Source organism: Bacillus sp. FSL R9-9410 (assembly GCF_038050385.1).
Lineage (GTDB): Bacteria > Bacillota > Bacilli > Bacillales > Bacillaceae_G > Bacillus_A > Bacillus_A cereus_U.
In genome coordinates this window covers 344,128-370,091 of sequence record NZ_JBBOTV010000003.1, presented here as the reverse complement: position 1 = coordinate 370,091, position 25,964 = coordinate 344,128, and the positions used below count along the sequence as shown (strand labels likewise).

The following is a 25,964-nucleotide window of genomic DNA, read 5'->3' as shown; positions in this document are numbered from 1 at the left end:
TAAATCCTCATCATACCCAAATAAAAAATCTTTCCTTTTCCTCTTCTTATTTTTTTATTAGTGTTGACACATAAAAAGAGGTTCAGACACAAAAATAGGCTGTGGAGAAGACTTTCTCCACAGCCTGAAAAAACACTTCTCTTAAGATAGAGAAGTGTTTTTCCTTCATTATTGATTAGAGCTAAAAGATTGTGATTTTTTTGCAGCTGATTGTGCATTTTGTTTTTTCACTGCATGCACATCCGTTTCAGTTGCAAATTCTGTACCATAACTAGCATTTGCACTTTGTGCACCTGAAGCTTGTGCTTTCTTTGCCTCTGCTTGTGCATTCGCTTGTTTTACTGCTTGTACATTTGTTTCAGTTGCGAATTCTGTACCATAGCTAGCATTTGTGCTTTGTGCACCTGAAGCTTGTGCTTTCTTTGCCTCTGCTTGTGCATTCGCTTGTTTTACTGCTTGTACATTTGTTTCAGTTGCGAATTCTGTACCATAGCTAGCATTTGTACTTTGGATGCTAGCGCCAGAAGTTGCCTTATTGTAACCTTGTTGTTTTTTGTTCATCTTTCTCACCTCCACAATCAATAATGTAACCAGCCCATTTAAAATCTATTCTTAATTTTATTTTTAAACTTCCGCATATTATTTCAATATTCATTCAAACTACATATTATAGAGATGAAAGTATGTACATAGGACGAGATATGACTGAACAAACCATGCTTTTAAGAAATGAATGGAAAGAAGAAGAAATATTAATTACATATTATGAAAACGGTTATTTACTCTCTAGTTATATGACTGTTGTTGATATTGATCCGCTAAATAGTACTGTCATATGTACCGATGCTTTTTATAATAAGATGACACTACAATTTTCTAACATAACAGACGTAAAATAGAATAGATTTAAGTAATCACGTTTGGATTGTTATAAAGGAGTGTATAAAATGCAAGGGAATCAGATAAGAAAGAATACAGCAAGAACAGTTATTCATAATGATATAAATAACTATCCCTATTTAAGTATTCCTATGATTATCAATGAGAAAGATGGAAAGCTTTATGAAATTTTAAGCGCCGGTTTTCATACTAATGATGCAGTAGCAATAATATCAACGGACGGTTTTGCTACAACTAGGGTAAATACACCGATCGTAACAGTAAAAAACAATGATAGTAGCATTCAAGCATACCGCTTACCTTTAGAACTGGAATATTGGGTGCTTTCTTGTATGCGTGCTGCTTCAGCAGGAAAAAATCCGTTTCCATGTAAAGTTGCTTTTGGAATCATTGACACTAAATTCCATGTAGAATTTAAATAAAAAAGAAGGGGCTACTCAATTTGAGCTCCTTCTTTCTTCAGTTATATAAACATCAATTCTCTATATTGTTTATAGGAACAAACACATTCATTGCTTCCACTGTTAGAATCTATTCTCCCCTTTGTTTATCTTCAGGTTTATAAGTTTAGCGCACTCTAAGGGCAATATAAGGCTTCATTCCCCAAGTAGTAGATACTGTATTCCCACATAACATATTTCTACCAGAATATCTTATTGCCCCTGCTTTAAAGTCAAATGTATCAAATTGTTTAAAGGTTTCTAATGGACTTTTCCCTTGAATTGCTCGTCTAATAACATCTGCAGCTATTTCATTAGCTACTCTCCTCATCTCAGCCGTGAACTTGTGTTGTGCATCAGTTTGTAATGATGAAATAGTACGATTTACTAAGTTATTTATCCAGTACAAGAAGGCACTTGGATTAGCGCTAAATACAGATACTCCCTGTAATACATCTTTTTCTGCAATGTCATTTGCCCAAGCTGTAACCCAACCGCCATTTTCAATTTTGAGTTCTAAGTCAAACTTATTTGTCAGGTATCCAGTATGACCGTGACACACAGGAGGATGATGCACTGCATGATCTATCTCATGCCCTAAATGTTCTAATCCACTGCTCAGCAAACTCATTCGTTCCAATTCAGAATTATGAATATCATGTATTGACGTTCCAGTGTATTCATAATTCCAATTACTATAATAATCATAATGACACTCTGGATAAGATAATGGATACAAAGGAAGAAATCTAGATAAATATTGTGGAGAGTAATTACTAAATTGACCACATGGAATTATATATGAGCTATATGTTTTAATTAGCATGATAATTCCTCCTATACTTCTATTATTGAAAGCAATATATGGTAAACAAGGTTAGTTAGGTACTTGTCTAAATTTAAATGGGTATAAAAGAGTATAAATTGGGGAACTTACTAAAAGGAGAATTTGATAATAATAGACCAAATTCCGAATATGGGCCAGTCTCAGCATACACATTTCTCTAACGAATTTAATCCAGGAAGGGGAGGAACAAGTTTCTCTTTTTGATAACGTAACGCAGTAAGAACAAGAAATGAATTTAGCGAAAGTAATGGATGGAATACGCAAAAAGTCTTGGAAAACCAGCATTTGACGAAGGGTTTCCTACACGCATAGCGCCACAGCTAGATACATAAACACGTTTATAGGAGTAGCATCACGAGGAGCTGAAACCGAAATATTTGCCTTTGATCAGAAATAAAAAAACAAAAGTTATATATTAAACTTTTAGTTTTTTATTGAATAATTTAGGAACTAAACTGAAACTCTTGCATACTATGTAATTAGGAAAAACAGTTTTGGAAACAAAACGACCTTTCCATCGGTGTCATCCGAAGGGAGGACCGATGTCTTCCCGCCCTACATAAGAAGATCACCTTAGGGTGGTCTTTTTGGTTCTGGTGCAAAAATCATTTAATAGGGATAGAAAGCCTACACAGACTGTGTAATTACAAATTATGATGCAATTCCAAACAGCTTATGTATGAACTTCACCTCATTTTATACAGACTTCACCTGTCGGTGAAGTTGTCCTTTTTTCAGTATGAATCTTGGTCATAGAGCACCATAAATAGTGCTCTTTTTATTTAAATGATGATCTTGTTTTGAACTACCCCCACTTTCACTTCGTTTAGAAGTGGAGGATTCCTAAGTAAAGAGTTCTATCGAACTCTAATTTATTAGGCTATCCCCGCAGTCCTTGCGGTTAGAAGCTTTATTGCTTCATTCTTTAGATTGATACTTGCGTTAATATCTCTATCATGATGTGTACGACAAGAAGGGCAGTCCCATTTACGTAGGTTTAGATTTTTAACGTCTTTGTTTTGATATCCACAACAAGAACATAATTGGCTTGAAGCAAATGTTTTCGATACGACAATGACTTGTTTGCCGTACCATTTTGCTTTATATTCCAACATGGTTCGAAACTGTGACCATGATACCTCACTAATTGCTTTTGCTAACTTATGATTCTTTAGCATATTCGATACTTGCAAATCTTCTATACCGATAACATCGTGGTTTTTGATGATTTCAGTTGAGACTTTGTCCAAGTAATCTTTTCTAGCATCTGTCATGTATTCATGAATTCTAGCAACCTTTACTCGTTGTTTATTCCAGCGAGAAGATCCTTTCGTTCTTCTAGAAAGAACACGCTGTGATTTCGCCAACTTCTCTTCTAATGATCGAAAAAACTTCGGATTTTTATAGGTTGTTCCATCTGACAAAATGGCGAAATCTTTTAGTCCTACATCCATTCCAATGTAAGAATGTGTTTTCGGAAGTTCTTGCACTTCTGTTTCCACTAACAATGACACAAGGTATCTGCCAGAAGGGTTTCGTCTAACCGTAGCATTTAAAATACGTCCATTTACTTCACGGCTTTTGGCAAATCGAACAAGACCTAGTTTCGGCAATTTAATTTTGTTTCCTACAACGGTAATGTTTTCATTTGTTTGTTTTGTGGTGTAAGATTGTACAATGTTTTTCTTAGATTTAAAACGCGGGACACTGTTTTGTTTTTTGAAAAAACGTGTATAAGCATCCGCAAGGTTGCGAACAGACGACTGAATCGCAATACTATCTACTTCTTTTAACCAAACAAACTCTTTCTTCATGGCGGGAAGTTTGGCAGAGCATGTACCATATGTCAAACCTTTACCTGTTTCTTTGTATGCGTTATCCCATAGAGATAGGAAATGATTGAATACAAAACGAGAACAACCAATCGTTTTATTGATTAGAGTTGCTTGTGCTTTATTTGGATATATACGAAATTTATATGCTTTATTGATAATCATTCATTTCACCTCCATTTCGACATGTGTCTATTATACAACAAACGTACATTCGATAGGTAGTGAAGTGATCATGACAAATTGTCCAGTAACACTTTACATATGTCGAACAATTAAGATGGCTCCATACCATCCCTTGTTCGAAGCCAATTCATCTCCCACCTACTCACTGGGCTGTGGCCCTTCACGTTCCTTGAGGAAGGAGTTTTCTTGGCTAAAATGATAAATTTAATAAAGTTCTTATGAATAGAGCAATCTATATCTAAAAGGAGTAATCATGAAAATTTTAAATATATTGCTCTTTCAATTGGATAGATTGCATTATTCGTGGTGGGCTATATTTTTCTTTAAATACATATGCCTTATGAATAAAATTCAATATTCCGTTAACACTACAGATAACATGGTAATCCTTTCTCCGATTTCCTTGCTTGAGCAGTTAACTTTTGTTAGCTGCTCTTTAATTTGTAAGAAGAGCACTCATTCAAAAACACCTACATATAATGCTATGACTTCCTTTTTCAATTCAATCAATATTTTCTCCCTAAGAGAAAATCTCCCATCATTCTCTCCCTAAATAATTGTATTTAGAAATTTTATTTATACCTTTTAATTGTTCGCTTTTTAATTCTAGCTCACTTATTTTTCTTTATAACTTTTGTATGGTGTTAATGGTCAGAAATGCTATATCCGGAGATTCTTTTTCATATTCCTCCCGAGTCATTAACTCACCTTTTCACTCGAAAATTTTTGAAATAAGCATAGCATAATCATGAATTTCACTGTTTGTTAACTTAGACTCTCTAGCCAGTTCAGCTAGTTCTAAAGGGTTTACTCTACACGATTTATATTCTATTTTAATATCTTTATAAACTCTCGATATTGTTTATGCTCTAATTTCAAGTTTTTTGTTGAATTCAGTTTTTAATTCAATAATTTCTTCACGAGGAATCCAATTTTTAGAACAGAAAATGCACAATCTAGATTCACATCGTTTTAATTCATCTTTGCAGTAGCCAATTTCGACCTTTTCTTTATGAAAATTAGAAGTTTGGAAAAGAGTATGTAATAATCAACATTAAATAAACCGAATATTATGATATGACCTCAAAGAGCTGATACATAATTTATTTAGATTGGAAAATTAAAACCTTATCTACCCGCCTTATGGCGTCTTTTCTTTTTTTAAAAGGACCTGCTCAATCACTCTATAAAAACATAAGGTAAAATGAATCCATTAAAATACTTGAGTGACCCCTTGTTTTATCCTCTTACCAAAAGGAGGAACTATTATGGGCTTTGGTGGTAGTTGTGGCGGCGGCTTTGCTGGTGGCTTTGCTTTATTAGTTGTATTATTTATTTTATTAATCATAGTTGGAGCTGCTTGCTTCTGCTAAAAAACTATTAGAAAAGACACTCTTATATGCAGTGACCCCTGTCAAGTAGACAGTAATTAAAAAGCACAACTAAGCAACCTGAGTTCTATATTTATATGGACTCAGGTTATTTAATTTCTTTTGAAATCTTTGATGATTATAAAAATGTATATATTTGTGCACGGCAAGTTTAACCTCATTCGCTTTACGGAAGGAGTATAAATGAAAACACTCTGCCTTAAAGTGACTGAAGAAGTTTTCCATACAGGCATTATCCCAACAGTTGCCTCTTCGAGACATACTTGCCTTCATCTGATATTTTTTAAGTAATTGATTATATTGACGAGATGTATACTGGGACCCTTGATCACTATGTAAGAGGATTCCCTTCACATTTCGTCTTTTTTTTGCCTTTTTAAGCGTATCTAACACAAGCTTTAAGTCGTTTCTACGACTGGTTTCATAGGCAACAATCTCATTATTATATAAATCCTTAATTGCGGATAAATACAAGCGCTGTCCGTTGAAAATCAAGTAGGTAATATCCGTTACCCATTTTTCATTCGGTCTTGAAGCGTGAAAGTCTCTATTTAGATGATTATCTGAAATCACATAAGCCTCTTTTTTGCCGTAATAAGGTCGTTTTTTCCTAATTATAGCTTTGATACCTAATTCACTCATCAATCTTTGGATGCGCTTATGATTCAAATGAAGGTTATATGTGGCTTTCAGTCACACTTGTATTCTTCTATATCCATAAATCCCTCTTAGTTTTGTATGACACTCCAATATTTTTTTCTTGAATTCAGTGTCCGCTAATTGCTTTTTAGAAGGCACTGCGTGTCGCTTTATCCATTTGTAATAGCCACTTCTGGTTACACCAGCAATGGCACATAATAGAGTAACCGTATATCTTTTTTCTAACATTTCATATATAACTTCACACTTTCTCGCTTTGGATATAGCTGACATGCCTCCATTTACATTCCTAAGAGATTTTTTAACATCTCATTCTCCGCTTCTAATCGTTTAATCTTAGCTTCTGGATTTTCAGATTTCGTTCTTGGTCTACCTAAACCTGGCCCTTTCGCTTTCCCACGTTTTTCTTCTAGCCCTTTGATACCTTCAGCTTTAAAGTGTTTCAACCAACGACTTACAACTGAGTGATGAATGCCTAATTCTTTCGCAACCGTTTTAAAGCTCATGCCTTCTTTTAAGTATAAATCTACAGCTTTTTTCTTAAATTCTACATCGTAAGTGAATCTAATTTTGCTCATAGAAAAAAATCCCCTCCATAGTAAACAGGTTAATGTGCTTTCTTTTTCCTGTCTACTATAAGGGGATCATATCAATATGAGTGTCTTTTCTTTATTTCTAAATGGAATTGCTCATTCATTCCATAAAAACATATAGTAATGTAAACCTATTAAAACAACAATCTATCCCATTGTTAAGTCTTCTAATTAAAGGAGGAAAAATTATGAGTTACGGTGATTCTTGCGGCGGCTTTGCTTTACTGATCATTCTCTTCATCTTGTTAATCATTATCGGATGTAGCTGTTGGGGCGGCGGATTCGGATACTAGGAAAGGGCACTGTTATTAGAGTCCCTTTTCTATACACACTACCTAAATAATGCAATTATGCATAACATCAAAAAAATACATATAATTAATAATAAATATAGTGAAATAATGAATGTGGATGCATACTATAAAGCAGATTCTTTTGAAAAGCATAACATATCGTTCATTTTAAAAGATATGGCGTCACTCTGATACTGATCTCAATTCTTTTGTATGCTGTGTACTAACAATCTAGTGCATATAGACGATTCTGTTTTATAGGATGTGTTTACACGTATAACAAAGGGATAATACGGAAAAATTTATATTAATGAACGTGGTTCAAGTCGGAGGAAGGCACCTTAGAGGGTTCTTCTTTTATAAAGAAAAATCCTGATGCTCCCCTCTATATAACTAAAAAAATTGTGTTATAATATCTCCTGAACATATGTATGGGATAACGACTACTTGCTGTTGGTAAGTAGCAATTTATCTAATGAAGAGATCACTTGTTTCCAAGACAAGTGATCTTTATATATACATTTCCCTTACTATATTTGAGATTCACAAGAAATTCAATTGAACATATTTGCAAAAGTCATTCCTACATTATTTTTTCGTTTCATTTGTTTCTCCAAGTAAAGCTTCGTTATTTGGATATTTTCATGACCTCCTCATAGAGTAGGGCGATCTTGTTCGTTTACATTTGCACGCTGCAATTCTTCTTAAAGAGGTTTTTCTCTATACCCAAATACATGTAGATGCTAAAAAAGAACGTATCAGTACTGTTTTCTTCGCGAGCGTTGACGCTAGAACTGGAATTTCTCTTTCCATTCTTCACGCTTTTTAACCAGTTACTATATCTACATATATGCCAAGACCATAATATTTTCAATAAAGAAGCATAGCGCTATACGCCTTCCCCGTTCAATTCAAATTCTTCCGCCTGTTACGCTGTATATTGACAAAACGAAAGAATCTCCGCTACATAACTCTTTTTTATGTCCTCTTTCGCTTTTTCTTCTCATCCATATCTTTTTATAATTGTAGAAAAAACAACTCAACACTTTACTGATTACTTATTATACAAAGGAAGAACGTCATTATTTAGACAAAACTATACATGGTATTTATACTACTCCTAATCGAATTTATAAATCATTTGATTTACCAAGCCCTATAGAAAGTGTAATTCAAACCGAACAATCTGATCGGGCATTACGAGATAAGGACTTTATATCTAGTTAGGAGGAAAAACAAAGAAAGAAAAGATGATTAATTTAACTTCCACTTTTCATAAAATCGATTCGTATCCCCAGCACTAAAAAGTATCTAGTCATTCCCTTCTCGAAAAAGAAACAAACCCATTAGTAGGATTCATGCTCATCGACAACTGTAAAAAACAGGGTTTTTGTCAACATAGAATCCATTGGTAGCCATGTTACAAGAAACAATCAGTCATAGTACACCGCAAATCAAACTGAAATATGTTGATTAATTAAAGAGGAGAAGATGGTATTATTAAACCAATTTTATATTTAAATGAAAAATCCACACTTAACTGGACTCATATACTCACACCATCCCTTCTAGACGAGCATAAAATGTACTAACGAACGAAAGGGGGTAATTATTATGGGTTTTGGTTTTGGTGGAGGTTGTGATTTCAATAGATGTGATGATCGGAGAGATCATCACAGAAAAGAAGAAAGAGAAGACAATAGAAGAGAACAGAATAACAATCCAGAGTTATTACAATTCTTAAGAACATTAACTCCTGGTACTTGTATTGTTATTCAATATGATTCTCAAAGACCTACAAGTGCAACATTCCAAGGTTTTCAAGGGAACAATGTAATTATTTTATCTGACTTTGATTGTTTCCCAGGATTAGCACGTATTGCGATTAACAGAATTAACGTAATCTCTATAAATTCACCTGATTGTAATCGTTTCTGTTGCAAGCGTAAGAAGCATTGTAGAGAATGTGAAGAACATGAGCATGATCATAGAGATGATTTTTAAAAATGAATGAATAGAAATACCTTTCCTTTAATTTTATAAGCCAATTTGCAGAAAAAACACCTATTAAAAAATAGGTGTTTTTTCTTTCCTAAATTTACTGAACTGAACGTAAATAACAAACCATTTCATATAGCGGACATATACTATTGTAAGGTCGGCATCCAAATGACCCAAATAAATACCCATGCCAAGAAATAAAACTACAAAGTATTTCTTGGCACCTTTTACATAAAACAAATAAATTTATTAAAAATGTACAAGTTAATTACAGATTTCGCAATGTGGGAAAGGCCATATCGGACTTTAGTCCGCCTTTAGGCATGGGATGAAAGGATCGCTTTTTCATAGAAAAACAGTTGTGTTTTGGTTATACTTGAACTATAGACAAGCACAAGTCTTTAAAACGCCTATGTGTTCCTTGAAAACAAGATATCATATGGAGTTTGATAGCCGAATTCACGCTATCGGTAAAATGATATGTGTCGTCAAGAACAAGACGCTAAAACATATGAACACGCATCTGTACGGTATGGTTATAGTACCGTAGCTCACGAACCTATACGGTCTGTCGTGAGAGTGGTGATGGCACACCGCAATCTTGCACGTCAGCGATACCAGAAATGGACTTCGCCTTTGGTAGCAAGAATCCCACTGACGTTAGTCAGCTTGCCCCTTTAGGGGGGGGAGTGTCAACAAGTTATTCATATTATATAATTAAGGATTAATAGATCCTATACCACCACTCCATAAAGTTACCTATATTTATTTAACTGTCTAAATGTGCAAACCTAATTGAAAATGGTTCGTTTTGAAACAATCAATTCGTGTGCTAATTCTCCCACAGTAAATTTTTTCATTCGATTAACCATCATAATCATTTCATTTAATCTATTTGCTCTAGACACCGAATCTCCTACATAACTATGACATAATTTGGCATCGTTATAATATATAGTCATGGATATTTAAATGATAAAAATAGATACAAAAAACACATGGATAGCAATTTATCTGTGTTTTTTTGTTTTATCTAGATTTCTTTAAATTATTTCTAACCGCACTTCCCGAAAGAATTCTCCTTACTCAAGCGTGTGCAGGACGATAGCCCAACGGTAAGTGGAAGATGAATTTTGGTTGGCGTAAGCCAACATATTTGCTACCCTATACTTTTATACAAATCGCTCTTTGAAAACTGAAGATATAAGGTTGTTGTAGGAAATTCGTCTACAAGGTAAAATCTTCAACGTTCTATCGTCCTGCGCTACTGAAATATGTGAAAACCAGGCGAAGAAAGTAGCGTATATGTGTCTAACGTACTCATACTATTTTTAGGGGGAGGGACTACCCTGTTAGATTGGTAAACATAAGTGACTAGTAAAAATCACTTACTTCCCAAGAAGCTCCCACTTCAAGCGTCAGCTAAGTGGTGAGTAGTTCACTAACTTCACATTTCAATAGGAGAAACCCTATTGATACAAATTTTTTTATCTTAACATTGTAAATCTGCAAAATCCTGACACCACTCCTAAAACTAGCAAACAAGTGTTAAATTAACGCTCTTTTATACTTTCTTTAATTACAGATTGTTTTTATCACTGTTTAAAATGTGTTATAAACCTGTTCACAAGTTGCGGCTGTTGGTTGAAAAAAACAGTGTTTTTTAAAACGCCCGACAAAAGGCTGATTATACCATTGTTGAGGACAATCACCTGGTGGCCTAAAATACCATAAACTAAATTTCCCAGGCCAGTACCTCTCTCCATTGATTACTCGACGAGCTAAGCGTTTTTCACTTTCTCTTGCTCTTTGATAGAAATAACCGTGAGTAACAGCTTCAAATGCGTGTTCTTGGTAAATCATTTGTCTAATGGTACGAAGATTTTTAAAATCGGAACAATTGGCTCTTATTCGGTTAATTCCTACATTTCCGACGAGCAACATACCCTGAATTCCTTCTCCTTCGGCTTCTGCTCTCAGTAATCTTGCTAAAAGTGCAATATCTGCATCTGTAGCGTTAACAACCCCCATGACTTCACCTCCATTATATTTTCTTCTTATAGTATTGCTTATTAGTCAGGATAATGACTTTTTCACATAATATAGATTGTTGTGTCTACGAAGGATGAAAGATAATTACTCTTTCATGGAAGGATTTGTATTGTCATTGGTATGAGTCTTAAAGATGGAACGACAGTTGAAGAAAAATTGCTAAATAAACTCATGCATAGAGGTATTTATAAGGATTATGTAGTTTCAATAGTTGGGGTTACTTATTTACATTTACTTTTGAGAAATATGATTCAAGTTAGTATTTTATCTTTTTCCGACATGCGTCTCCTCAAAATAAATAGAGAGACACTTGTCTCTCTTCAAAAAGTACTTTTGGGAATTTTAAATTGTCCCTCTTAGTATCAAACCTAGAACGGCCATAATTATCGTACTGATAATAATCCGTAAAATCCAAGAGGTATTCGTACTGATTTTTTCTAATTGCTTATTAATTGTAGAAATGTCTTTCTCGTTAATTATTATTCGAGTTTCTAAATTACGAATATCACGCATGATCTCTTTTTGTTCTGATTTTAGACTGTCAATTTTCACATTTAAGTCTTCCATATACTCACATCCTTCTAATATCTTAATAGAACAATCCCTATATGTTATGAGACAACCTTTTCCGGTGTGAATGTATACGAGTTATTTCCATGTTGAATCTTTATTTTATACATCTTTCCCAATTGTATTTATCATTTCTAAACTAGTACAAGCATTTGTTAATTGACCGATGGTTGTACTAATTAATCATATTCGGTTGTTTTGTTAGAACTTAAATCGAATCTCAACTACATTCTTCATATTTTAAGTATTATCAATAAAAAGTTTAGAAAATTCATGAACAAAAAACGCTCTTTCAAAGGATTTTATCAATTTCGACGGTTATTACTGCCTCTATGTCTGCGTCTACAGAACATTAAATACCCATTTTGTTCAATAAAAAGAGAGCATCCAGGACAGTAGATGCTCTTAATGTGATAAGGAGTTTTAACTGAAAATCGGAATAAAGGTGGAGCGGTTAAGCTCGTCCTATACTTTAATATATGCTTGTTCTTCTTGAAAGATGAAAAGTAAAAAGACACCTTAATTAGGTGTCTTTTTGATGTATAAGAGGTAGCTACCTGGAAAAGACCTTTCTGTATCATTATATGATTATCAATTCTCGTTATACCTAAAATGGCTGTTAAATACGTTTATTGTGTATTTTGATAGTAATTGATTTTTTCGCGAATAGCGGACGCAATAAATTCGTCAATAGTGCTGTTTGTTTCTTCGACTATTTTATTAAGTACTTGATATTCTTTACTGGACATCGTAACTGGTTTTGTCACACTGCTGCTATCTAAATAGACGCTGTTATTAATACGTTTCACTAATTTCCCTTCAATTAAATATGGTGAGAGGCTCTCAATCCACTCCATTTGCATACCCATAGGCAATTCAATAAGTGATTGTCGTACATCTAAATACCAAAAGCCCTCCTCTTCTGAAATCTTTATATTTCTTGGTGAGACATATTGGAGTATTAAGTCAACTTTTTGGAAAGAACTACTACGTAATTGATCAGACTTAGTTGACACTCCCACCCCTAAAGGGGCAAGCTGACTAACGTCAGTGGGATTCTTGCTACCAAAGGCGAAGTCCATTTCTGGTATCGCTGACGTGCAAGATGGCGGTGTGCCATCACCACTCTCACGACAGACCGTATAGGTTCGTGAGCTACGGTACTATAACCATACCGTACAGATGCGTGTCCAAATGTTTTAACGTCTTGTTCTTGACGACACATATCATTTTACCGATAGCATGAATTAGGCTATCGAACTCCATATGATATCTTATTTTCAAGGAACACATTGGTGTTTTAAAGACTTGTACTTGTCTATAGTTTAAGTATAACCAAAACACAACTGTTTTTCTATGAAAAAGCGATCCTTTCATCCCATGCCTAAAGGCGGACTAAAGTCCGGTATGGGCTTTCCCGTATCGCAAAAACTTAACAAACCTTTGATGATGGCTACGAGGTTTATCAGATAACTCGTATGCAGGTTCATATCCCGATTTTTTTGCTTCTTTTAAGGTGAATTCACTTTCAAATTCATCAATTAGTGTAATATCCCCACGCTTAGGGATAGTAATGACGCTTAGGGATAGTAATGACTCTTGCTATTGTATTCCCCTGGATATATCTTTGGAAAAGTACAGTATGATACTTTTGAGAGAATGTATACATTGCATTCGATTGATCCAATCGATGTACAAGCTTGCCTAACTCTTCTTCTTGAAGGAATTTAGTCTCACGGTTACGATATTCCTGTATAGTAGCTGTCAATTCTCCATCTTCTAACCATTTTTCTAATTGATATGTACTTATATCGTATTTTTTACTAGCCTGGTATAAAGTAAGACCTTCTATCTCCCTTTCCTTTTTAATTGAGTCTACATCCTCTTTTCTAAAAAGGAAACTCCCATCTAATCGCCATGTATCTTTATTGTTTGGAATTAATTGTCCCTGCTTCATAAGATTATTAACAACGAAACTACTAACGCTTAAATACTCCTTTACTTCCGTTGTATTCATATTGATTGGTTGATTCTCATTCATATTATTTCTCCTTTCATTTAATTTGTATTTTTAAATAGATTAACCTATTTTAATTTAAAACTTAAGAAATATATAACTGTAATTTATTACATCACAGGTAATGTTCAGGTTATTTATAAAGATAATCAAAAGTTATTTATAATTTCCAATTAAATTAATTTATATGTTTAAATAAAAAAACACAGATAATTTATAGAAATAAAATTTATACAACCATAGAAAATGGGAGATTTTCTATACTAGTTATATAATTTTATAATTTTATAATTTTATAATTTTATAATTTTATAATTATATAATTATATAACTTAATCTTATTATGTAAAAAAATTCGCATGTATATAAGGGATAATAATAGATATAAAGTTAATTCATTAGGAGTTGAATCATATTGAAATTTGAATTAAATTCGATTTATAACGAAACTTCTTTAGAAATCAATAAACAAAATTTTATAAACATAATTTTAGTGTGGAATCGTGACTATATAGATGAAGCGGAATTTAAAAAAGATAATAATGAACGAGACAATATGTGTACATATGAGGGATTTTCAGATGAAGAGATTTTATATTATTACTTGAACCGGCAAACACATTTCGATCAGGGAAAGCGTATCAAAGATGCATCAAAAACTCTTTACGCACGTGATCTAAGCCAATTTTATACAAAGTGCAGAATTTCTTCAACAAGATGTAAAAGATTATGAAGATGGACAAGTTTGGAGGAATCTAAGAAAGCATCATATCCGTAACTATCAAAAATGGTTATCTCAGGAGGCACTCTCCTATCAATCAAAAGAAAAATATAAACCATCTACGATTAGTCGAAAACTCGGGATTCTACGTTCTTATTTAAAATGGTTATATGAAGTCCAATATATTCATGAACCAATTCATGTAGCGATTCTAAGCACGACTGTGAATAAACAACATAAGCCAAAACGTGAGTTATCATATGAGGAAGTGAAGCAACTACTACATTACTACAAGGATAATGAAATTAATTATGCTTTATTATCGGTTCTGGCTACTACAGGGTTACGTGTTGCAGAAGTAGCACACGCAATGTGGAAAGACTTCGAATATGACGCTATACGTGAACGTTACTATTTAACAGTTGCTACAAAGGGAGATAATGAACGGATTGTTTCTATATAATAAGGAGATTTTTAACCGTATCGTTTCGTTCCGAATACGTAGAAAATTGCCTGTAGATATCGGAAATATAAATGGTGGGACCATATTTCAAACGAAGAACCATACTGCTTATAGGGAAAATTATCTATCACAATATATTTCTAAGATCATAAAAGATACAAAATTATCCTTTACGGAGAATATACGTATTACTCCCCACTTCTTCCGACCTTTCTATGTGCAGTACTTATATGACTACAAGGGACTTGCACCTCATGTTATCGCAGCTGCAGTAGGTCATAAAAATGACCGGACAACAAAAGAAAACTACCTAAAACAAAGATTAACGAAAGATAACGATGCAGGTACTCTCTCTGTCTAGAATTCTAATTTCGTTCATATTAAAATTAATTGTGTAATTTATATATAACAAAGAAAAACCTGTCATGGATACTTTTTTATACGAACAAGATATATATAATTTAATTGGTGATGTATGCGTTGATATAAATTCTAGCGAAGAAATATTAGTAGGGTTAATCATTACATCATTGATACGAACTAACTTGTTTTTTTGATTATTTCCCATATATTTAAATAAGACTCATTAATTGTTTGAGATGCATGTTAAATTTATACTCTTTCTCACTGTTCATAAACACTTTTACTCCACTCCTGAATTTTTAATTTATTCGCACAATTCAATTCAAATTTACATATACTCTGTATGCACATGTATTCAGATCACATTTGGGCGTGTGATTTGAAACCTACTTTTCAAAAAGCGCTATATAAGCGCTTTTTTCATATGTAAATAATCTCTATAAAATGAAATTTTTGTTACATTACCTTCCGAATAACATTTCCAATCCGGTTTATACTATAACTGTGACTTTAAAGTTACACAACCTAAATTGTAGGGCCTAATTTTCTTTTGTACAACAAGTGGTTAGCTAATCAAGCTGGCTGCTTTGTTGTGCCAAATGAAGTTTTTACTCAGATTTACGAGTCACTTCTTCTATCAGCCAAGATACGATATTAAAATCATTAGCTTCACACCTTAAGGATGTTCCGTTCAAAAAACACTCCCTCATATCCTCAATTAATTCTTCAGCAGCTTCAATTCGTTCCATACCAATTACACACCTTTTTAGAGTAATAGTATCAGTATGTCCAAGTTGTATAGATTTTTTGCACCAGCACCAGAACCAAAAATAATATTATTAAACAAATTTCATATTTAAATAAAAAATCCACACTTAACTAGACTCATATACCCACACTATCCTTTCTAGACGAGCATAAGATGTACTGACGAACGAAAGGGGGTAATTTTATGGGTTTTGGTTTTGGTGGAGGTTGTGATTTCAATAGATGTGATGATCGGAGAGATCATCATAGAGATCATCACAGAAAAGATGAAAACAATAGACAGGTGAATAATAATCCAGAATTAGCACAATTCTTACACACATTAACTCCTGGTACTTGTATTGTTATTCAATATGATCACCAAAGGCCTACAAGTGCAACATTCCAAGGTTTTCAAGGGAACAACGTAATTATTTTATCTGACTTTGATTGTTTCCCAGGATTAGCACGTATTGCGATTAACAGAATTAACGTAATCTCTATAAATTCACCTGAATGTAATCGTTTCTGTTGCAAGCGTAAGCATTGTAGAGAATCTGATGAGCATGATCATAAAGATGACTTTTAAAAATGATTGAATAGAAAAACCTTTCCTTTAATTTTATAAGCCAATTTGCAGAAAAAACACCTATTAAAAAATAGGTGTTTTTTCTTTCCTAAATTTACTGAACTGAACGTAAATAACAAACCATTTCATATAGCGGACATATACTATTGTAAGGTCGGCATCCAAATGACCCAAATAAATACCCACGCCAAGAAATAAAACTACAAAGTATTTCTTGGCACCTTTTACATAAAACAAAAAAATTATTAAAAATGCACAAACCTAATTAAAAATTTACACATATAATGTACCCTACCTCTCTTATCATCTTAAAAAAGGGATTTATTTTATATAAATCCCTTTTTTAAGTATTTAAATACCTAATATAATCTACATAACATAATCAATCCTCAAACAAATAACATAATAATTCCTAAAAACAAAATAAGATAAGAGCCCTCCCCTCTTATCTTTTACTTATATTTATTTAAAGTGTTATTAAGCTACGCGTCGAACACTAATAACATCTAGACTTGTCACATTAAGGGTCCCAGCAGCATCTACCCAAACAAGAAATCCATCCTCTACACGAATAAAGACGCCTGTTCCATCGATCGCAGTTCCGCCTGAAAAAACTGTAATTCTGTCGCCTTCTCGTAAACCGTCTAATCTTCTTCGTCCTTCAAAATTTCCCACTTCGCTCACCTCCCCATAGTCTCTATTTCTTCGGTTTCTATTACGTTTAACATATTCACATTATTTAAAATGCTATTAAGCTACGCGTCGAACACTAATAACATCTAGGCTTGTCACATTAAGAGTCGCAGCAGCATCTACCCAAACAAGAAATCCATCCTCTATACGAATAAAGACGCCTGTTCCATCGATCTGACCTCCGCCTGAAAAAACTGTAATTCTGTCGCCTTCTCGTAAACCATCTAATCTTCTTCGTCCTTCAAAATTTCCCACTTCGCTCACCTCCTCATGGTCTCTATTTCTTCGGTTTCTATTACATTCAACACATTTACATTATTTAAAGTGCTATTAAGCTACGCGTCGAACACTAATAACATCTAGGCTTGTCACATTAATGTTTGCAGCAGCATCCACCCAAATAAGAAATCCATCCTCTATACGAATAAAGACGCCTGTTCCATCGATCTGACCTCCGCCTGAAAAAACGTTAATTCTGTCACCTTCTCGTAAACCGTTTAATCTTCTTCGTCCTTCAAAATTCCCCAGTTCTCTTACTTCCTCACGTTCTCTTCTTCTTCTTCGGTTTCTATTACATTCATCACATTCACATCTACGTTCAAAAGACATTTAATATACCCCCTTTTTCCTAAAAATTTTTATCTGCATTATATAATATGAAAGAAATAAATTAATTGATTAGACTTTCTTCCTCTATCAAACATCCAATTAACTAATTTATCAAAAAAAAAATCACCAATTTTAACAATTGTACAAGCCATTTTGTATTACTTACATACATTAACAATGAGATGATAATCATCTTACTATACTCCAAATCCCAAATTACCTGTTCGTTAACTATCTTTAAAAGATAGAAAAAAGGACAGTTTTCAACTGTCCTTTTTTATTATTTACAAAGATATATATTTTGGAAATTAAACACCTCTTACTAATAAATACATATATTATATAGTGCTCCAACACACTGCTAAATAAACTCCACAAACAAAGAACTTATTTTCTATCTGTCAAGAATTTAAGTTCTTTTTTATCTATTTCACATTCATTTATATTAATAAGTGGATTCCATTTCCTTTCCGTATAATCGATTCTACGCGTTTTATCCTACGTTCCTTGCCCATGAGAGTTCCTCTCACCCTCAAAGAACTTTTGCAGCATGAAAGCTAGGGTTCAGCAACTTCACATGTGGCATCACCACAATTCCTTTTAAATATTTACTGGTTGTTCAGATAAATACTTATTAAACGCTTTAAATAAACAACTAAAACAAACTGATCAATTTCATTCCAAAATAGAGATTCTCCTAATTCATCTTAACTTTTTGTTTTTATAAACATCGCATCTTTTTTACAAACATCTTGACTCTATTTCAAGCTCACAGTGACCTCTATATGGTTAACATTTACAAAAAAAACAAAATACATTCGAATTTCTTTTTATTTTTCAGATAAAGAGAGGTGGGATACATGACTAACAGTAAAGTTAACTATACGAAAGGTAGCTATAGATATTAGCCCTATATTCTCGATGTTAATTTTTCTAGTCTATGTATTAAATTATCTACCTTTATGAGAAGTTTATATACTATGTTTTGTTTTAGTATTTTTAGGAGTTGGATGGTATAGTTTATTTATTGTGTTAATGTCTGAAAAAACAGCTCTTTATTGTGCTTGCACCATCCACATTTGGATTAATAGTTGATTATTTTAATGGATACAAAATCCCTTTCTTCTTATTAATTTCATTTATATCTATAGGGATATATGACTTAACATTACAGAAGGAAACAACAGATTTAAAACATCAAAAAAAACTGAAATTATGCCTCTTCAATAGTAAAGAGTAAATATCATAGAGTAACCATAAGGTCGTTCTATGGCGTTTATAAAAAACTCCTAATAAGTCAAGTTTGAATACTTGTTCCAGTGTACGATGGTTCCATAAATCATGTGCTATAAAAATCCGTTGAATCCACATAGATAATAGTGTAGCCTTGGAACAAAGTTTGATTAAATTAACTTAATAAACCTTGATAAAAAAGGCAAATTAAAAAAGCGTGTTTTGAAAAAAAGATTGTTCAAAACACGCTTTTCTATATTCAATTGAATCATCCTTTTATAAAAAAGTTTGATAATTTTTGTGATTTTTGCTCAATTAAAACACCCAATTTTTGAAAATCGTCGTTTAAATCTTATTCAAGATAAGCACCCAATTAGTGCAATAATATTTTTTGTTACTGCTTCAGCTGGAGTAAATACTTCGGTTATAGTTTGTCATTATTTAGGTTATAAATCAGTCCTTTTATCTTTATCTGGATTCTCCCCTAAACTAATGACCTTTTCTCCTTTTTCATAGTTTTGAATTAGGTCGGGATCCCTAAAAATCGCGTACGTTCCAAACAATCTCACCGCGCTCGTCCCACGTACTGTGATGCCGCTCAAATCCTATCTTTTCTAGCACCCGGAAGGACGCAACATTCCAAGCGCGTACAGTCGACCAAAGTCTGTGGCGCCCGGCAGCAATCGCAGCGTCCAGCACAACGGATGCTGCCTCAGTCGCCTAGCCTTTACGGTGAGCACTGCGGAACAACTCGTATGCGATCTCCGGCTCTTCAAGTGTGGCACGACCGATAATCAAGCCACAGTATCCGATGAAATCGCCTTCGTCTCGTCGGCGAATAGTGTGAGAAGGGAAATGCCATTTTCGACTGCTCTCTTGCGCATCTCGATAAGCTGGCTACAAACGGCGTCAAGGGTTGGCATGTCCACACCACGTTCGCCAATTAATTTTCTCATCCAGGCTGAATCGGATTCCTCCCACATACTCAGGTCAAGTTGTTCAGTTTTCAGCTGGAACACCATAGCTTTAAATAAAGCTGTCATAGTGGAAACCCGGTTGATTCGCGAATCTATTTTCCAACTCTCGCGAGAGTTTATAGCAACAGTATACAAAACATTAGTGTTATTTTATGCATAAGCAATTACCCTACAAAATAGACTTTTTTATCAAACTTTTTTACTAATTATCAATCTTTATTTTAAATCTACAAATAGAGTATATGTAAAAAATGAATCTCCTGAATTCTTTTGGGATGGGACAGTAAAAAAGCAATCTTATGTCAAAAAGAAAAAAAGAGTTACATACTCTGTAAGAAGTAAACGTTTATCAGAAATCAATGTTTATATTACCAGCATACCATGGGCAATTATTCCGTTGAAGTAGGATTATGATATCTACTCACTACGTAAGCAAATAGAAATTGTATTTAAAACATGGAAGTCTTTTTTGGATATTAATTATTGTCACAATATTAAGTGAGAGCGCCTAGAATTTCATCTTTATGGACTGTTAATCGCTATTTTTCTTTGTTCTTCCACTATGTTTAAAATGCGACAATGGATATAAATAAATGTAAAATGGTTAAAAAAGAACTTAAATTCTAGACAGATAGATAATAAATTCTTTTTTGTTAAGGGAGTGCTTTTTAATAGTGTGTTAGAGCACTATATAATATATGTATTTATTAGTAAGAGGTGTTTAATTTTTATTATTTATAAAGATAGTTACCGAACAAGTAATTTAGGGTTTTGGGGTATAAGATGATTATCATCTCATTGTTAATGTATGTAAGTAATACAAAATGGCTTGTACAATTGTTGAAATTAGCTAATTGGGCAATTGGTAGAGGAAGAACATCTAATCCATTAATTTATTTCTTTCATAATATATAGTGCAAATAAGTTTTTTAGGAAAAAGGGGTTATGTTAAATGTCTTTTAAACGTAGATGTGAATGTGATGAATGTAATAGAAACCGAAGAAAAAGAAACCGTGAGGAAGTAAGGGAATTGGGGAATTTTGAAAGATGAAGAAGATTAAATGGTTTACGGGAAGGCGACAAAATTAGAGTTTTTTTAGGTGGAGATCCGATCGATGGAACAGGAGTCTTTATTCGTATAGAGGATGGATTTCTTATTTGGGTGGATGCTGCTGTGAATATTAATATGACAAGCCTAGATGCTATTAGTGTTCAACGAGTAATTTAATAACGCTTTAAATAAAGATAAGGGGAAAGCTCTTATCTTATTTTGTTTTTAGGAATTATTATGTTATATAGATTAAATTAAGTATTTAAACATTTAAAAAAGAAGGGATTTATATAAAATAAATCCCTTTAATAAGATAATAGAAAGGTAGAATACATTATATGTGTAGGTTTTTAATTAGGTTTGTACATTTTTAATAAATTTATTTATTTTATGTAAAAGGTGCCAAGAAATACTTTGTAGTTTTATTTCTTGGCATGGGTATTTATTTGGGTCATTTGGATGCCGACCTTACAATAGTATATGTCCACTATATGGAATGGTCTGTTATTTACGTTCAGTTCAGTGAGATTTAGAAAAGAAAAACACCTATTTTTTAATAGGTGTTTTTCCTGCAAATTGGCTTATAAATTAAGGGAAAAAATTTTCTTTTAATTAAAATTTATTAATCTTCTCTATGATCATGTTTATGTTCGTCACATTCTTTACAATGTCTGCGACGTTTACAGCAGAAACGATCACAATCAGGTGAATTTATAGAGATTACGTTAATTTTGTTAATCGCAATACGTGCTAATCCCGGGAAACAATCAAAGTCAGATAAAATGATTACGTTGTTTCCTTGAAAACCTTGGAATGTTGCACTTGTAGGTCTTTGAGAATCATATTGAATAACAATACAAGTACCAGGAGTTAATGTTCTTAAGAATTGTAATAATTCTGGATTATTATTCTCCTGTCTATGGTTTTCTTCTCTTCTGTGATGATCTCTGTGGTGATCTCTCCGATCATCACATCTATTGAAATCACAACATCCACCAAAGCCAAAACCCATAAAATTACCCCCTTTCGTTCGTCAGTACATCTTATGCTCGTCTAGAAAGGATAGTGTGGGTATATGAGTCTAGTTAAGTGTGGATTTTTTATTTAATTATGAAATTTGTTTAATAAGGATCTTTTTATGTATTATCCCTTAAAAATTATATCCTAATAATGTACTACTAAAAAATTTGCCAACTTGTCTATTTCAATTCTTATGCTCGAACATATTCTATTTTGATAACTAATAATAAGTTAATTTAATAGAATTACATTGTTAGGTGTCAAAATTAGAAGTAAAGGAAGGTGATAGAGAATGGATAATAATGAAATTCTAACTCTGTTGCAAGCATTTCAATTGGTTGGGGCGAGAGTTGTATTATTTTTACCATCATTTCACGTAGAAGGCCTTATTACACAGATTGGAGAAAATTTTGTTACTCTTCGTCGTGGTAATGGGGAAGGCGTTGAAGTAGAAAGTAATGCAAATGGTGGGGCTCTTGAAAATCCAAACCAAATTAGTGTTGCAATTAGTAGCATTTTAGCGGTAAGTGATGATCGAGGAGCATAATAACTTAAAAATGTACTGGGTATTATAAATACCCAGTACATTTTTATATAATGTGCTTACTATATAATACATACTTATTATTGGGGGGACATAGATGTGTCAGTTTTGTTTAAATTCTGATAATAATAAACGTAAATTTAGATTATTTGAAATAAATCCGATTCCCCTTATCGCTCCATGTAAATCAAGAAGGAGTTTTGATACTTTATTAGAATCAGAAAAATCTTCTGATGTTTTATTAAAATCAAAAATGTCCCCTAACACCTCTTTAGAATTAAAGGGATCTTCTTATCATTCAGTAGTGAATAGTTCTAGCAATAATTCTGCAGAAGTAGCAAATGAGATTAGAGAACTTTTATATGCCTATCAGTTGCTTCATTTACGTACTGTATTGTTTTTAGAAGGCATTCATATCAAAGGCATTATAATGAATGTGAGTCAAAATTTAGTTACTGTTATTGGACCAAATGTAGAAGTAGCAAGTAATTCAACTGGTAATATTATAGGTTTTCCGAACAAAATTAATGTTAGACTTGAGTCTATTCAAGCAATTGGTGATGTAAAATAGTTTTCTCGTTAAAATGTAAAAAACAATAGGGTAAAGAGTGATTTTTAATGTTGATTTATATTATATGGCAAAATTAAATCGAAAATGTATCAAGAATATTATCTTTTTCTTCTTTGTTAATTCCAATATATTTTAGATTGACACTCCTTGCCTCTTTAGGGATCGGAGTGTCAAATTCATGCATATTAAGTAATATCAAGCACATAATAGCAGCGACATCGGGAAATGTTAATCTGTACGTTAGAGTTACCCCTTATATTTTGAGAAGGCCCCGAATAAGGTTTCTTTTTGCTACACCTTTTGAGAAGGACAAGCATATACTGGAGTGTGGGGGAAACCACTTTATATATAAGAGCATCTAACAATTGTGGATGCTCTTTTTATTTGCACACAAAGAATTGTTAAAAATACTATATTGAAGGGGCTACCCCATGCCCATCAAGCTAATGAAATTAGTTGACCCAAAACAAAAAAATGTACATTTTCACTTGGAGATGCCAATTTTCTCGTTATGGGATATTTACTTTTCTGAGCTTGATAGCGATGGACGATATCCCTATTACGTAATGATTGTTAGACGTCCAATTTGATTACACTCTTCAGCGAACCAAAGATCGCCATCCGGACAAAACGTGATACCATGTGGCTCTGCATTATTTGTAGGTATCGTATATTCCGTAATAACTCCTTCAACTGTAATACGGCTGATTTGGTTACCTCCCCATTCCGTGAACCAAAGATCTCTGTTTTTCCCGGGTATTATGGCATGAGGGCGAGCGTTCGGCGTCGGTATAACAAATTCTTTGACCTCTCCTTCGAACGTAATTCTACCAATTTTATTGCCCATGATTTGCACAAACCATATTGCTCCATCTGGTCCGCTCGCAATTCCAACTGGCCCGGAGTTGGGTGTTGGGATTGGATATTCTGTCACCTCACCTTTAGTGGTTATTCTGCCAATCCTATTGTTCTGATTCTGTGTAAACCATAATGCCCCGTCTGATCCCAGAGTAATAAAAGAGGGAAATGATTTGGAGTTAGGCAATTCAAACTCGGTGATTTCCCCTGACTTTGTTATTCTTCCAATCCTACCATTATTCATTTCTGTAAACCATATTGCTCCATCTGGGCCTTCCGTTATGCCAAAAGGTGCAGCGTTCTTTGTAGGGAGTACATATTCTTCAAAAAGACCGTTCATCGACATTTTACCGATCTTACTTGAGTTATATTCCGTAAACCATAAGTCACCGGTCTGGTCCGAGATAATTGACATAGCTCCTGCATTTGCTGTCGGAATGGGAAAAGAATTTATTTCACCAGTAGCATTTATTCTACCAATTCGATTCCCTTTCTGTTCCGTAAACCACAATGCTCCGTCTTTTCCTACGGTTATTCCATATGGTCCTGAATCTATTTCATTGACCACATATTCTTGTATCGTGATCCTCATATCATTTCCTCCCATTGAAAATTTTGAGTCTTGTTTTTCGGTATAATTTAGTTTAAAAAAGGACATTCCTGGTATTACAGTGGATGCCCTTTTTGCTAAATTATAAGATATTTTGTTAGAATTCAAAGTCTAGAATCATTTTACTGGTTTGACCTGTAAACTTATAATTATAGGACCCTTTCAGGCTTTCTAATTCACCAGTAGCTTTGATGATTGTTGCAGGGGAATCTAGATTTCCTTTATCAAATATCCCTTGCTCTATAGCTATAAATGTCCCTCGTTTTCCCTTATAAATTCCTTCGAAATGTAAAAATCCAGAAATTTTAGCAGTAGCCAAGTGACCATCATCTATAGTTGATTCTAAATAATATAATAAATATTCAACAAAAGCTTTTCCTTTTAATTCACCGTCAATATCATATTCGACATGGGCAATATTAATAGGGAAATCTTTTCTAGTGTCATTGACTGGCTTTTCATCCCATTTACTTACTGTAAATGTTACTTCCATACGCGTAAACCTCCCTTCATCATTAGATGAGTAATCTACCTCCAGTATATCACCTAAAAAGTACCATCAATAATTATATCTCATAGGAGTGTTTCTAAAGTAACGGATGCTGTTGGTAAGACCCTTATATGGAGTTTTTGTTGTCGTTTGCTTGTTAAGAAAAGCACAGGAACTTGCAAGTATACTTGTAATAACTCTATTGTTAGTTATCAATGGATGGATATAAAGTGGGAGGCGTCTAAATTTGTAATTGTAAATAAAGAGGCTCGAGAAGAGGCCCCTAATTTTTTTGTGGTGTTTTTAATAGTCATAGTAAACGAATCTATATTAGCCAAATCCTAACTTCTACGATTGATTTCCTTATGATAGAAAGCTATCGGAGGGGAATTCATAATTTTCCTTATTCTGTTAAAGGGCCAAATGGTGAAGTGACTCAAGTTCAACCTAAATGTATGATTATGTTAAATTTTATAAGGGATATTATAAAGGGCTGTACGTAAATTAACGCACAGGTTAGATTAAGGTCCTTGCTGTTCAGATCGTAGTTAAAACCTATTTACTCGTTTTTTAACCAGGAACCTGCTAATTTAAAATTTTTAATGAGAAAGCCAATAAAATATCTACAAAAAATAAAAAAATT

Annotated in this window: 24 protein-coding genes and 11 pseudogenes; 15 read left to right on the top strand and 20 right to left on the bottom strand. The window is 33.4% G+C overall.

Features of this window, described 5'->3' with window-relative positions:
- Positions 1 to 168: 168 nt before the first annotated feature.
- On the bottom strand, positions 169 to 576 hold the full coding sequence (locus MKX77_RS28555; RefSeq protein ID WP_341308567.1) for a gamma-type small acid-soluble spore protein: 408 nt from the start codon (positions 574 to 576) through the stop codon (positions 169 to 171).
- A 107-nt stretch (positions 577 to 683) separates the two neighbouring features.
- Between MKX77_RS28555 and MKX77_RS28550 the strand changes: the two genes are divergently transcribed.
- Positions 684 to 899, top strand: a complete 216-nt coding sequence (locus MKX77_RS28550; RefSeq protein ID WP_341308482.1) for a YolD-like family protein — start codon at positions 684 to 686, stop codon at positions 897 to 899.
- Between the two features lie 48 nt (positions 900 to 947).
- The gene (locus tag MKX77_RS28545) at positions 948 to 1,322 is read left to right on the top strand and encodes a hypothetical protein (protein WP_341308481.1); all 375 of its coding nucleotides are present in this window, start codon (positions 948 to 950) and stop codon (positions 1,320 to 1,322) included.
- 145 nt (positions 1,323 to 1,467) lie between these two features.
- Here the strand turns inward: MKX77_RS28545 and MKX77_RS28540 are convergent, their stop codons facing one another.
- Positions 1,468 to 2,166: a hypothetical protein gene (locus tag MKX77_RS28540; RefSeq protein ID WP_341308480.1), complete on the bottom strand. Its 699-nt coding sequence runs from the start codon at positions 2,164 to 2,166 to the stop codon at positions 1,468 to 1,470.
- Positions 2,167 to 2,329: 163 nt separating this feature from the next.
- On the opposite strand from MKX77_RS28540, the pseudogene MKX77_RS28535 reads away from it, so the two are divergent.
- Positions 2,330 to 2,473 (top strand): annotated as a pseudogene (locus tag MKX77_RS28535) (DNA repair protein); the annotation flags it as partial.
- A 589-nt stretch (positions 2,474 to 3,062) separates the two neighbouring features.
- On the opposite strand, the gene tnpB reads toward MKX77_RS28535, so the two are convergent.
- On the bottom strand, positions 3,063 to 4,184 hold the full coding sequence (gene tnpB / locus MKX77_RS28530) for an IS200/IS605 family element RNA-guided endonuclease TnpB (RefSeq protein WP_341308479.1): 1,122 nt from the start codon (positions 4,182 to 4,184) through the stop codon (positions 3,063 to 3,065).
- Between the two features lie 1,289 nt (positions 4,185 to 5,473).
- On the opposite strand from tnpB, the gene MKX77_RS28525 reads away from it, so the two are divergent.
- Entirely contained in the window at positions 5,474 to 5,578 is a 105-nt protein-coding gene (locus MKX77_RS28525; RefSeq protein WP_000505684.1) for a YjcZ family sporulation protein, read from the top strand.
- Between the two features lie 69 nt (positions 5,579 to 5,647).
- On the opposite strand, the gene MKX77_RS28520 is transcribed toward MKX77_RS28525, so the two are convergent.
- Genes MKX77_RS28520 through MKX77_RS28510 form a run of 3 tightly spaced genes read right to left on the bottom strand, consistent with a single transcriptional unit; the run spans position 5,648 to position 6,834 of the window.
- Positions 5,648 to 6,289, bottom strand: a complete 642-nt coding sequence (locus MKX77_RS28520; RefSeq protein WP_341308566.1) for an IS3 family transposase — start codon at positions 6,287 to 6,289, stop codon at positions 5,648 to 5,650.
- Positions 6,290 to 6,529: a transposase gene (locus tag MKX77_RS28515; RefSeq protein WP_341308478.1), complete on the bottom strand. Its 240-nt coding sequence runs from the start codon at positions 6,527 to 6,529 to the stop codon at positions 6,290 to 6,292.
- An 8-nt stretch (positions 6,530 to 6,537) separates the two neighbouring features.
- Positions 6,538 to 6,834, bottom strand: coding sequence for a transposase (locus tag MKX77_RS28510; RefSeq protein WP_341308477.1), 297 nt, complete (start codon positions 6,832 to 6,834; stop codon positions 6,538 to 6,540).
- A gap of 203 nt (positions 6,835 to 7,037) precedes the next feature.
- On the opposite strand from MKX77_RS28510, the gene MKX77_RS28505 reads away from it, so the two are divergent.
- Positions 7,038 to 7,142, top strand: a complete 105-nt coding sequence (locus tag MKX77_RS28505; protein ID WP_012259989.1) for a YjcZ family sporulation protein — start codon at positions 7,038 to 7,040, stop codon at positions 7,140 to 7,142.
- Between the two features lie 707 nt (positions 7,143 to 7,849).
- On the opposite strand, the pseudogene MKX77_RS28500 reads toward MKX77_RS28505, so the two are convergent.
- Positions 7,850 to 8,153 (bottom strand): annotated as a pseudogene (locus MKX77_RS28500) (tyrosine-type recombinase/integrase); the annotation flags it as partial.
- A 48-nt stretch (positions 8,154 to 8,201) separates the two neighbouring features.
- Between MKX77_RS28500 and MKX77_RS30795 the strand changes: the two are divergent.
- The 3 genes and pseudogenes from MKX77_RS30795 to MKX77_RS28495 all read left to right on the top strand — a co-directional run.
- Positions 8,202 to 8,366: pseudogene (locus tag MKX77_RS30795) on the top strand (integrase); the annotation flags it as partial.
- Between the two features lie 5 nt (positions 8,367 to 8,371).
- Positions 8,372 to 8,663 (top strand): annotated as a pseudogene (locus MKX77_RS30790) (tyrosine-type recombinase/integrase); the annotation flags it as partial.
- A gap of 93 nt (positions 8,664 to 8,756) precedes the next feature.
- The gene (locus MKX77_RS28495; RefSeq protein WP_098478628.1) at positions 8,757 to 9,146 is read left to right on the top strand and encodes a hypothetical protein; all 390 of its coding nucleotides are present in this window, start codon (positions 8,757 to 8,759) and stop codon (positions 9,144 to 9,146) included.
- A 788-nt stretch (positions 9,147 to 9,934) separates the two neighbouring features.
- On the opposite strand, the gene MKX77_RS28490 is transcribed toward MKX77_RS28495, so the two are convergent.
- From MKX77_RS28490 to MKX77_RS28470, 5 genes and pseudogenes are all read right to left on the bottom strand, one after another.
- The gene (locus tag MKX77_RS28490; RefSeq protein WP_341308476.1) at positions 9,935 to 10,051 is read right to left on the bottom strand and encodes a DeoR family transcriptional regulator; all 117 of its coding nucleotides are present in this window, start codon (positions 10,049 to 10,051) and stop codon (positions 9,935 to 9,937) included.
- A gap of 694 nt (positions 10,052 to 10,745) precedes the next feature.
- Positions 10,746 to 11,174 (bottom strand): cell wall hydrolase, encoded by a 429-nt coding sequence (locus MKX77_RS28485; protein WP_002144383.1) that lies wholly within the window; start codon positions 11,172 to 11,174, stop codon positions 10,746 to 10,748.
- Positions 11,175 to 11,537: 363 nt separating this feature from the next.
- Entirely contained in the window at positions 11,538 to 11,762 is a 225-nt protein-coding gene (locus tag MKX77_RS28480; protein WP_002151817.1) for a hemolysin XhlA family protein, read from the bottom strand.
- 632 nt (positions 11,763 to 12,394) lie between these two features.
- Complete coding sequence (locus tag MKX77_RS28475) at positions 12,395 to 12,781, bottom strand: hypothetical protein (protein ID WP_445819130.1); 387 nt, start codon at positions 12,779 to 12,781, stop codon at positions 12,395 to 12,397.
- Between the two features lie 412 nt (positions 12,782 to 13,193).
- Positions 13,194 to 13,806, bottom strand: a pseudogene (locus MKX77_RS28470) (DNA-binding protein); the annotation flags it as partial.
- Positions 13,807 to 14,197: 391 nt separating this feature from the next.
- Between MKX77_RS28470 and MKX77_RS28465 the strand changes: the two are divergent.
- Positions 14,198 to 15,327: pseudogene (locus MKX77_RS28465) on the top strand (tyrosine-type recombinase/integrase).
- Between the two features lie 610 nt (positions 15,328 to 15,937).
- On the opposite strand, the gene MKX77_RS28460 reads toward MKX77_RS28465, so the two are convergent.
- The gene (locus MKX77_RS28460) at positions 15,938 to 16,078 is read right to left on the bottom strand and encodes a hypothetical protein (RefSeq protein WP_179117605.1); all 141 of its coding nucleotides are present in this window, start codon (positions 16,076 to 16,078) and stop codon (positions 15,938 to 15,940) included.
- Positions 16,079 to 16,281: 203 nt separating this feature from the next.
- Here MKX77_RS28460 and MKX77_RS28455 point away from each other — a divergent pair, with 203 nt between their 5' ends.
- Positions 16,282 to 16,665, top strand: coding sequence for a hypothetical protein (locus MKX77_RS28455; RefSeq protein ID WP_215601472.1), 384 nt, complete (start codon positions 16,282 to 16,284; stop codon positions 16,663 to 16,665).
- Between the two features lie 477 nt (positions 16,666 to 17,142).
- On the opposite strand, the pseudogene MKX77_RS28450 reads toward MKX77_RS28455, so the two are convergent.
- The 4 genes and pseudogenes from MKX77_RS28450 to MKX77_RS28435 all read right to left on the bottom strand — a co-directional run.
- Positions 17,143 to 17,400, bottom strand: a pseudogene (locus tag MKX77_RS28450) (hypothetical protein); the annotation flags it as partial.
- Positions 17,401 to 17,415: 15 nt separating this feature from the next.
- A pseudogene (locus tag MKX77_RS28445) lies at positions 17,416 to 17,673 on the bottom strand (hypothetical protein); the annotation flags it as partial.
- Between the two features lie 15 nt (positions 17,674 to 17,688).
- Positions 17,689 to 17,967: a hypothetical protein gene (locus tag MKX77_RS28440; RefSeq protein WP_078182370.1), complete on the bottom strand. Its 279-nt coding sequence runs from the start codon at positions 17,965 to 17,967 to the stop codon at positions 17,689 to 17,691.
- A gap of 1,770 nt (positions 17,968 to 19,737) precedes the next feature.
- Positions 19,738 to 20,243: pseudogene (locus tag MKX77_RS28435) on the bottom strand (GNAT family N-acetyltransferase).
- 157 nt (positions 20,244 to 20,400) lie between these two features.
- Here MKX77_RS28435 and MKX77_RS28430 point away from each other — a divergent pair.
- From MKX77_RS28430 to MKX77_RS28420, 3 genes and pseudogenes are all read left to right on the top strand, one after another.
- Positions 20,401 to 20,757: pseudogene (locus MKX77_RS28430) on the top strand (transposase); the annotation flags it as partial.
- A gap of 203 nt (positions 20,758 to 20,960) precedes the next feature.
- Positions 20,961 to 21,092, top strand: coding sequence for a hypothetical protein (locus MKX77_RS28425; protein ID WP_341308475.1), 132 nt, complete (start codon positions 20,961 to 20,963; stop codon positions 21,090 to 21,092).
- Positions 21,093 to 21,129: 37 nt separating this feature from the next.
- Positions 21,130 to 21,405: pseudogene (locus MKX77_RS28420) on the top strand (hypothetical protein).
- 445 nt (positions 21,406 to 21,850) lie between these two features.
- On the opposite strand, the gene MKX77_RS28415 reads toward MKX77_RS28420, so the two are convergent.
- Positions 21,851 to 22,240, bottom strand: coding sequence for a hypothetical protein (locus MKX77_RS28415; RefSeq protein ID WP_341308474.1), 390 nt, complete (start codon positions 22,238 to 22,240; stop codon positions 21,851 to 21,853).
- 300 nt (positions 22,241 to 22,540) lie between these two features.
- Here MKX77_RS28415 and MKX77_RS28410 point away from each other — a divergent pair, with 300 nt between their 5' ends.
- The gene (locus MKX77_RS28410) at positions 22,541 to 22,795 is read left to right on the top strand and encodes a hypothetical protein (RefSeq protein ID WP_002144365.1); all 255 of its coding nucleotides are present in this window, start codon (positions 22,541 to 22,543) and stop codon (positions 22,793 to 22,795) included.
- A gap of 94 nt (positions 22,796 to 22,889) precedes the next feature.
- Positions 22,890 to 23,363: a hypothetical protein gene (locus tag MKX77_RS28405; protein ID WP_078181872.1), complete on the top strand. Its 474-nt coding sequence runs from the start codon at positions 22,890 to 22,892 to the stop codon at positions 23,361 to 23,363.
- A 559-nt stretch (positions 23,364 to 23,922) separates the two neighbouring features.
- Here the strand turns inward: MKX77_RS28405 and MKX77_RS28400 are convergent.
- Both MKX77_RS28400 and MKX77_RS28395 read right to left on the bottom strand, forming a co-directional pair.
- The gene (locus MKX77_RS28400) at positions 23,923 to 24,813 is read right to left on the bottom strand and encodes a Vgb family protein (protein ID WP_341308473.1); all 891 of its coding nucleotides are present in this window, start codon (positions 24,811 to 24,813) and stop codon (positions 23,923 to 23,925) included.
- Between the two features lie 115 nt (positions 24,814 to 24,928).
- Positions 24,929 to 25,324 carry a DUF3224 domain-containing protein gene (locus MKX77_RS28395; protein ID WP_002141295.1) on the bottom strand — a complete coding sequence of 132 codons (396 nt, stop codon included), beginning with the start codon at positions 25,322 to 25,324 and terminating at the stop codon, positions 24,929 to 24,931.
- Between the last annotated feature and the right edge of the window lie 640 nt (positions 25,325 to 25,964).

Excerpts from the sequence above, each read along its gene's own strand:
- MKX77_RS28550 (WP_341308482.1), top strand. The coding sequence starts at position 684 with ATGTACATAGGACGAGATATGACTGAACAAACCATGCTTTTAAGAAAT.
- MKX77_RS28545 (WP_341308481.1), top strand. The coding sequence starts at position 948 with ATGCAAGGGAATCAGATAAGAAAGAATACAGCAAGAACAGTTATTCAT.
- MKX77_RS28540 (WP_341308480.1), bottom strand. The coding sequence starts at position 2,166 with ATGCTAATTAAAACATATAGCTCATATATAATTCCATGTGGTCAATTT.
- tnpB (WP_341308479.1), bottom strand. The coding sequence starts at position 4,184 with ATGATTATCAATAAAGCATATAAATTTCGTATATATCCAAATAAAGCA.
- MKX77_RS28525 (WP_000505684.1), top strand. The coding sequence starts at position 5,474 with ATGGGCTTTGGTGGTAGTTGTGGCGGCGGCTTTGCTGGTGGCTTTGCT.
- MKX77_RS28515 (WP_341308478.1), bottom strand. The coding sequence starts at position 6,529 with ATGTCAGCTATATCCAAAGCGAGAAAGTGTGAAGTTATATATGAAATG.
- MKX77_RS28510 (WP_341308477.1), bottom strand. The coding sequence starts at position 6,834 with ATGAGCAAAATTAGATTCACTTACGATGTAGAATTTAAGAAAAAAGCT.
- MKX77_RS28505 (WP_012259989.1), top strand. The coding sequence starts at position 7,038 with ATGAGTTACGGTGATTCTTGCGGCGGCTTTGCTTTACTGATCATTCTC.
- MKX77_RS28495 (WP_098478628.1), top strand. The coding sequence starts at position 8,757 with ATGGGTTTTGGTTTTGGTGGAGGTTGTGATTTCAATAGATGTGATGAT.
- MKX77_RS28485 (WP_002144383.1), bottom strand. The coding sequence starts at position 11,174 with ATGGGGGTTGTTAACGCTACAGATGCAGATATTGCACTTTTAGCAAGA.
- MKX77_RS28480 (WP_002151817.1), bottom strand. The coding sequence starts at position 11,762 with ATGGAAGACTTAAATGTGAAAATTGACAGTCTAAAATCAGAACAAAAA.
- MKX77_RS28460 (WP_179117605.1), bottom strand. The coding sequence starts at position 16,078 with ATGGAACGAATTGAAGCTGCTGAAGAATTAATTGAGGATATGAGGGAG.
- MKX77_RS28455 (WP_215601472.1), top strand. The coding sequence starts at position 16,282 with ATGGGTTTTGGTTTTGGTGGAGGTTGTGATTTCAATAGATGTGATGAT.
- MKX77_RS28440 (WP_078182370.1), bottom strand. The coding sequence starts at position 17,967 with ATGTCTTTTGAACGTAGATGTGAATGTGATGAATGTAATAGAAACCGA.
- MKX77_RS28425 (WP_341308475.1), top strand. The coding sequence starts at position 20,961 with ATGATTATCATCTCATTGTTAATGTATGTAAGTAATACAAAATGGCTT.
- MKX77_RS28415 (WP_341308474.1), bottom strand. The coding sequence starts at position 22,240 with ATGGGTTTTGGCTTTGGTGGATGTTGTGATTTCAATAGATGTGATGAT.
- MKX77_RS28410 (WP_002144365.1), top strand. The coding sequence starts at position 22,541 with ATGGATAATAATGAAATTCTAACTCTGTTGCAAGCATTTCAATTGGTT.
- MKX77_RS28405 (WP_078181872.1), top strand. The coding sequence starts at position 22,890 with ATGTGTCAGTTTTGTTTAAATTCTGATAATAATAAACGTAAATTTAGA.
- MKX77_RS28400 (WP_341308473.1), bottom strand. The coding sequence starts at position 24,813 with ATGAGGATCACGATACAAGAATATGTGGTCAATGAAATAGATTCAGGA.
- MKX77_RS28395 (WP_002141295.1), bottom strand. The coding sequence starts at position 25,324 with ATGGAAGTAACATTTACAGTAAGTAAATGGGATGAAAAGCCAGTCAAT.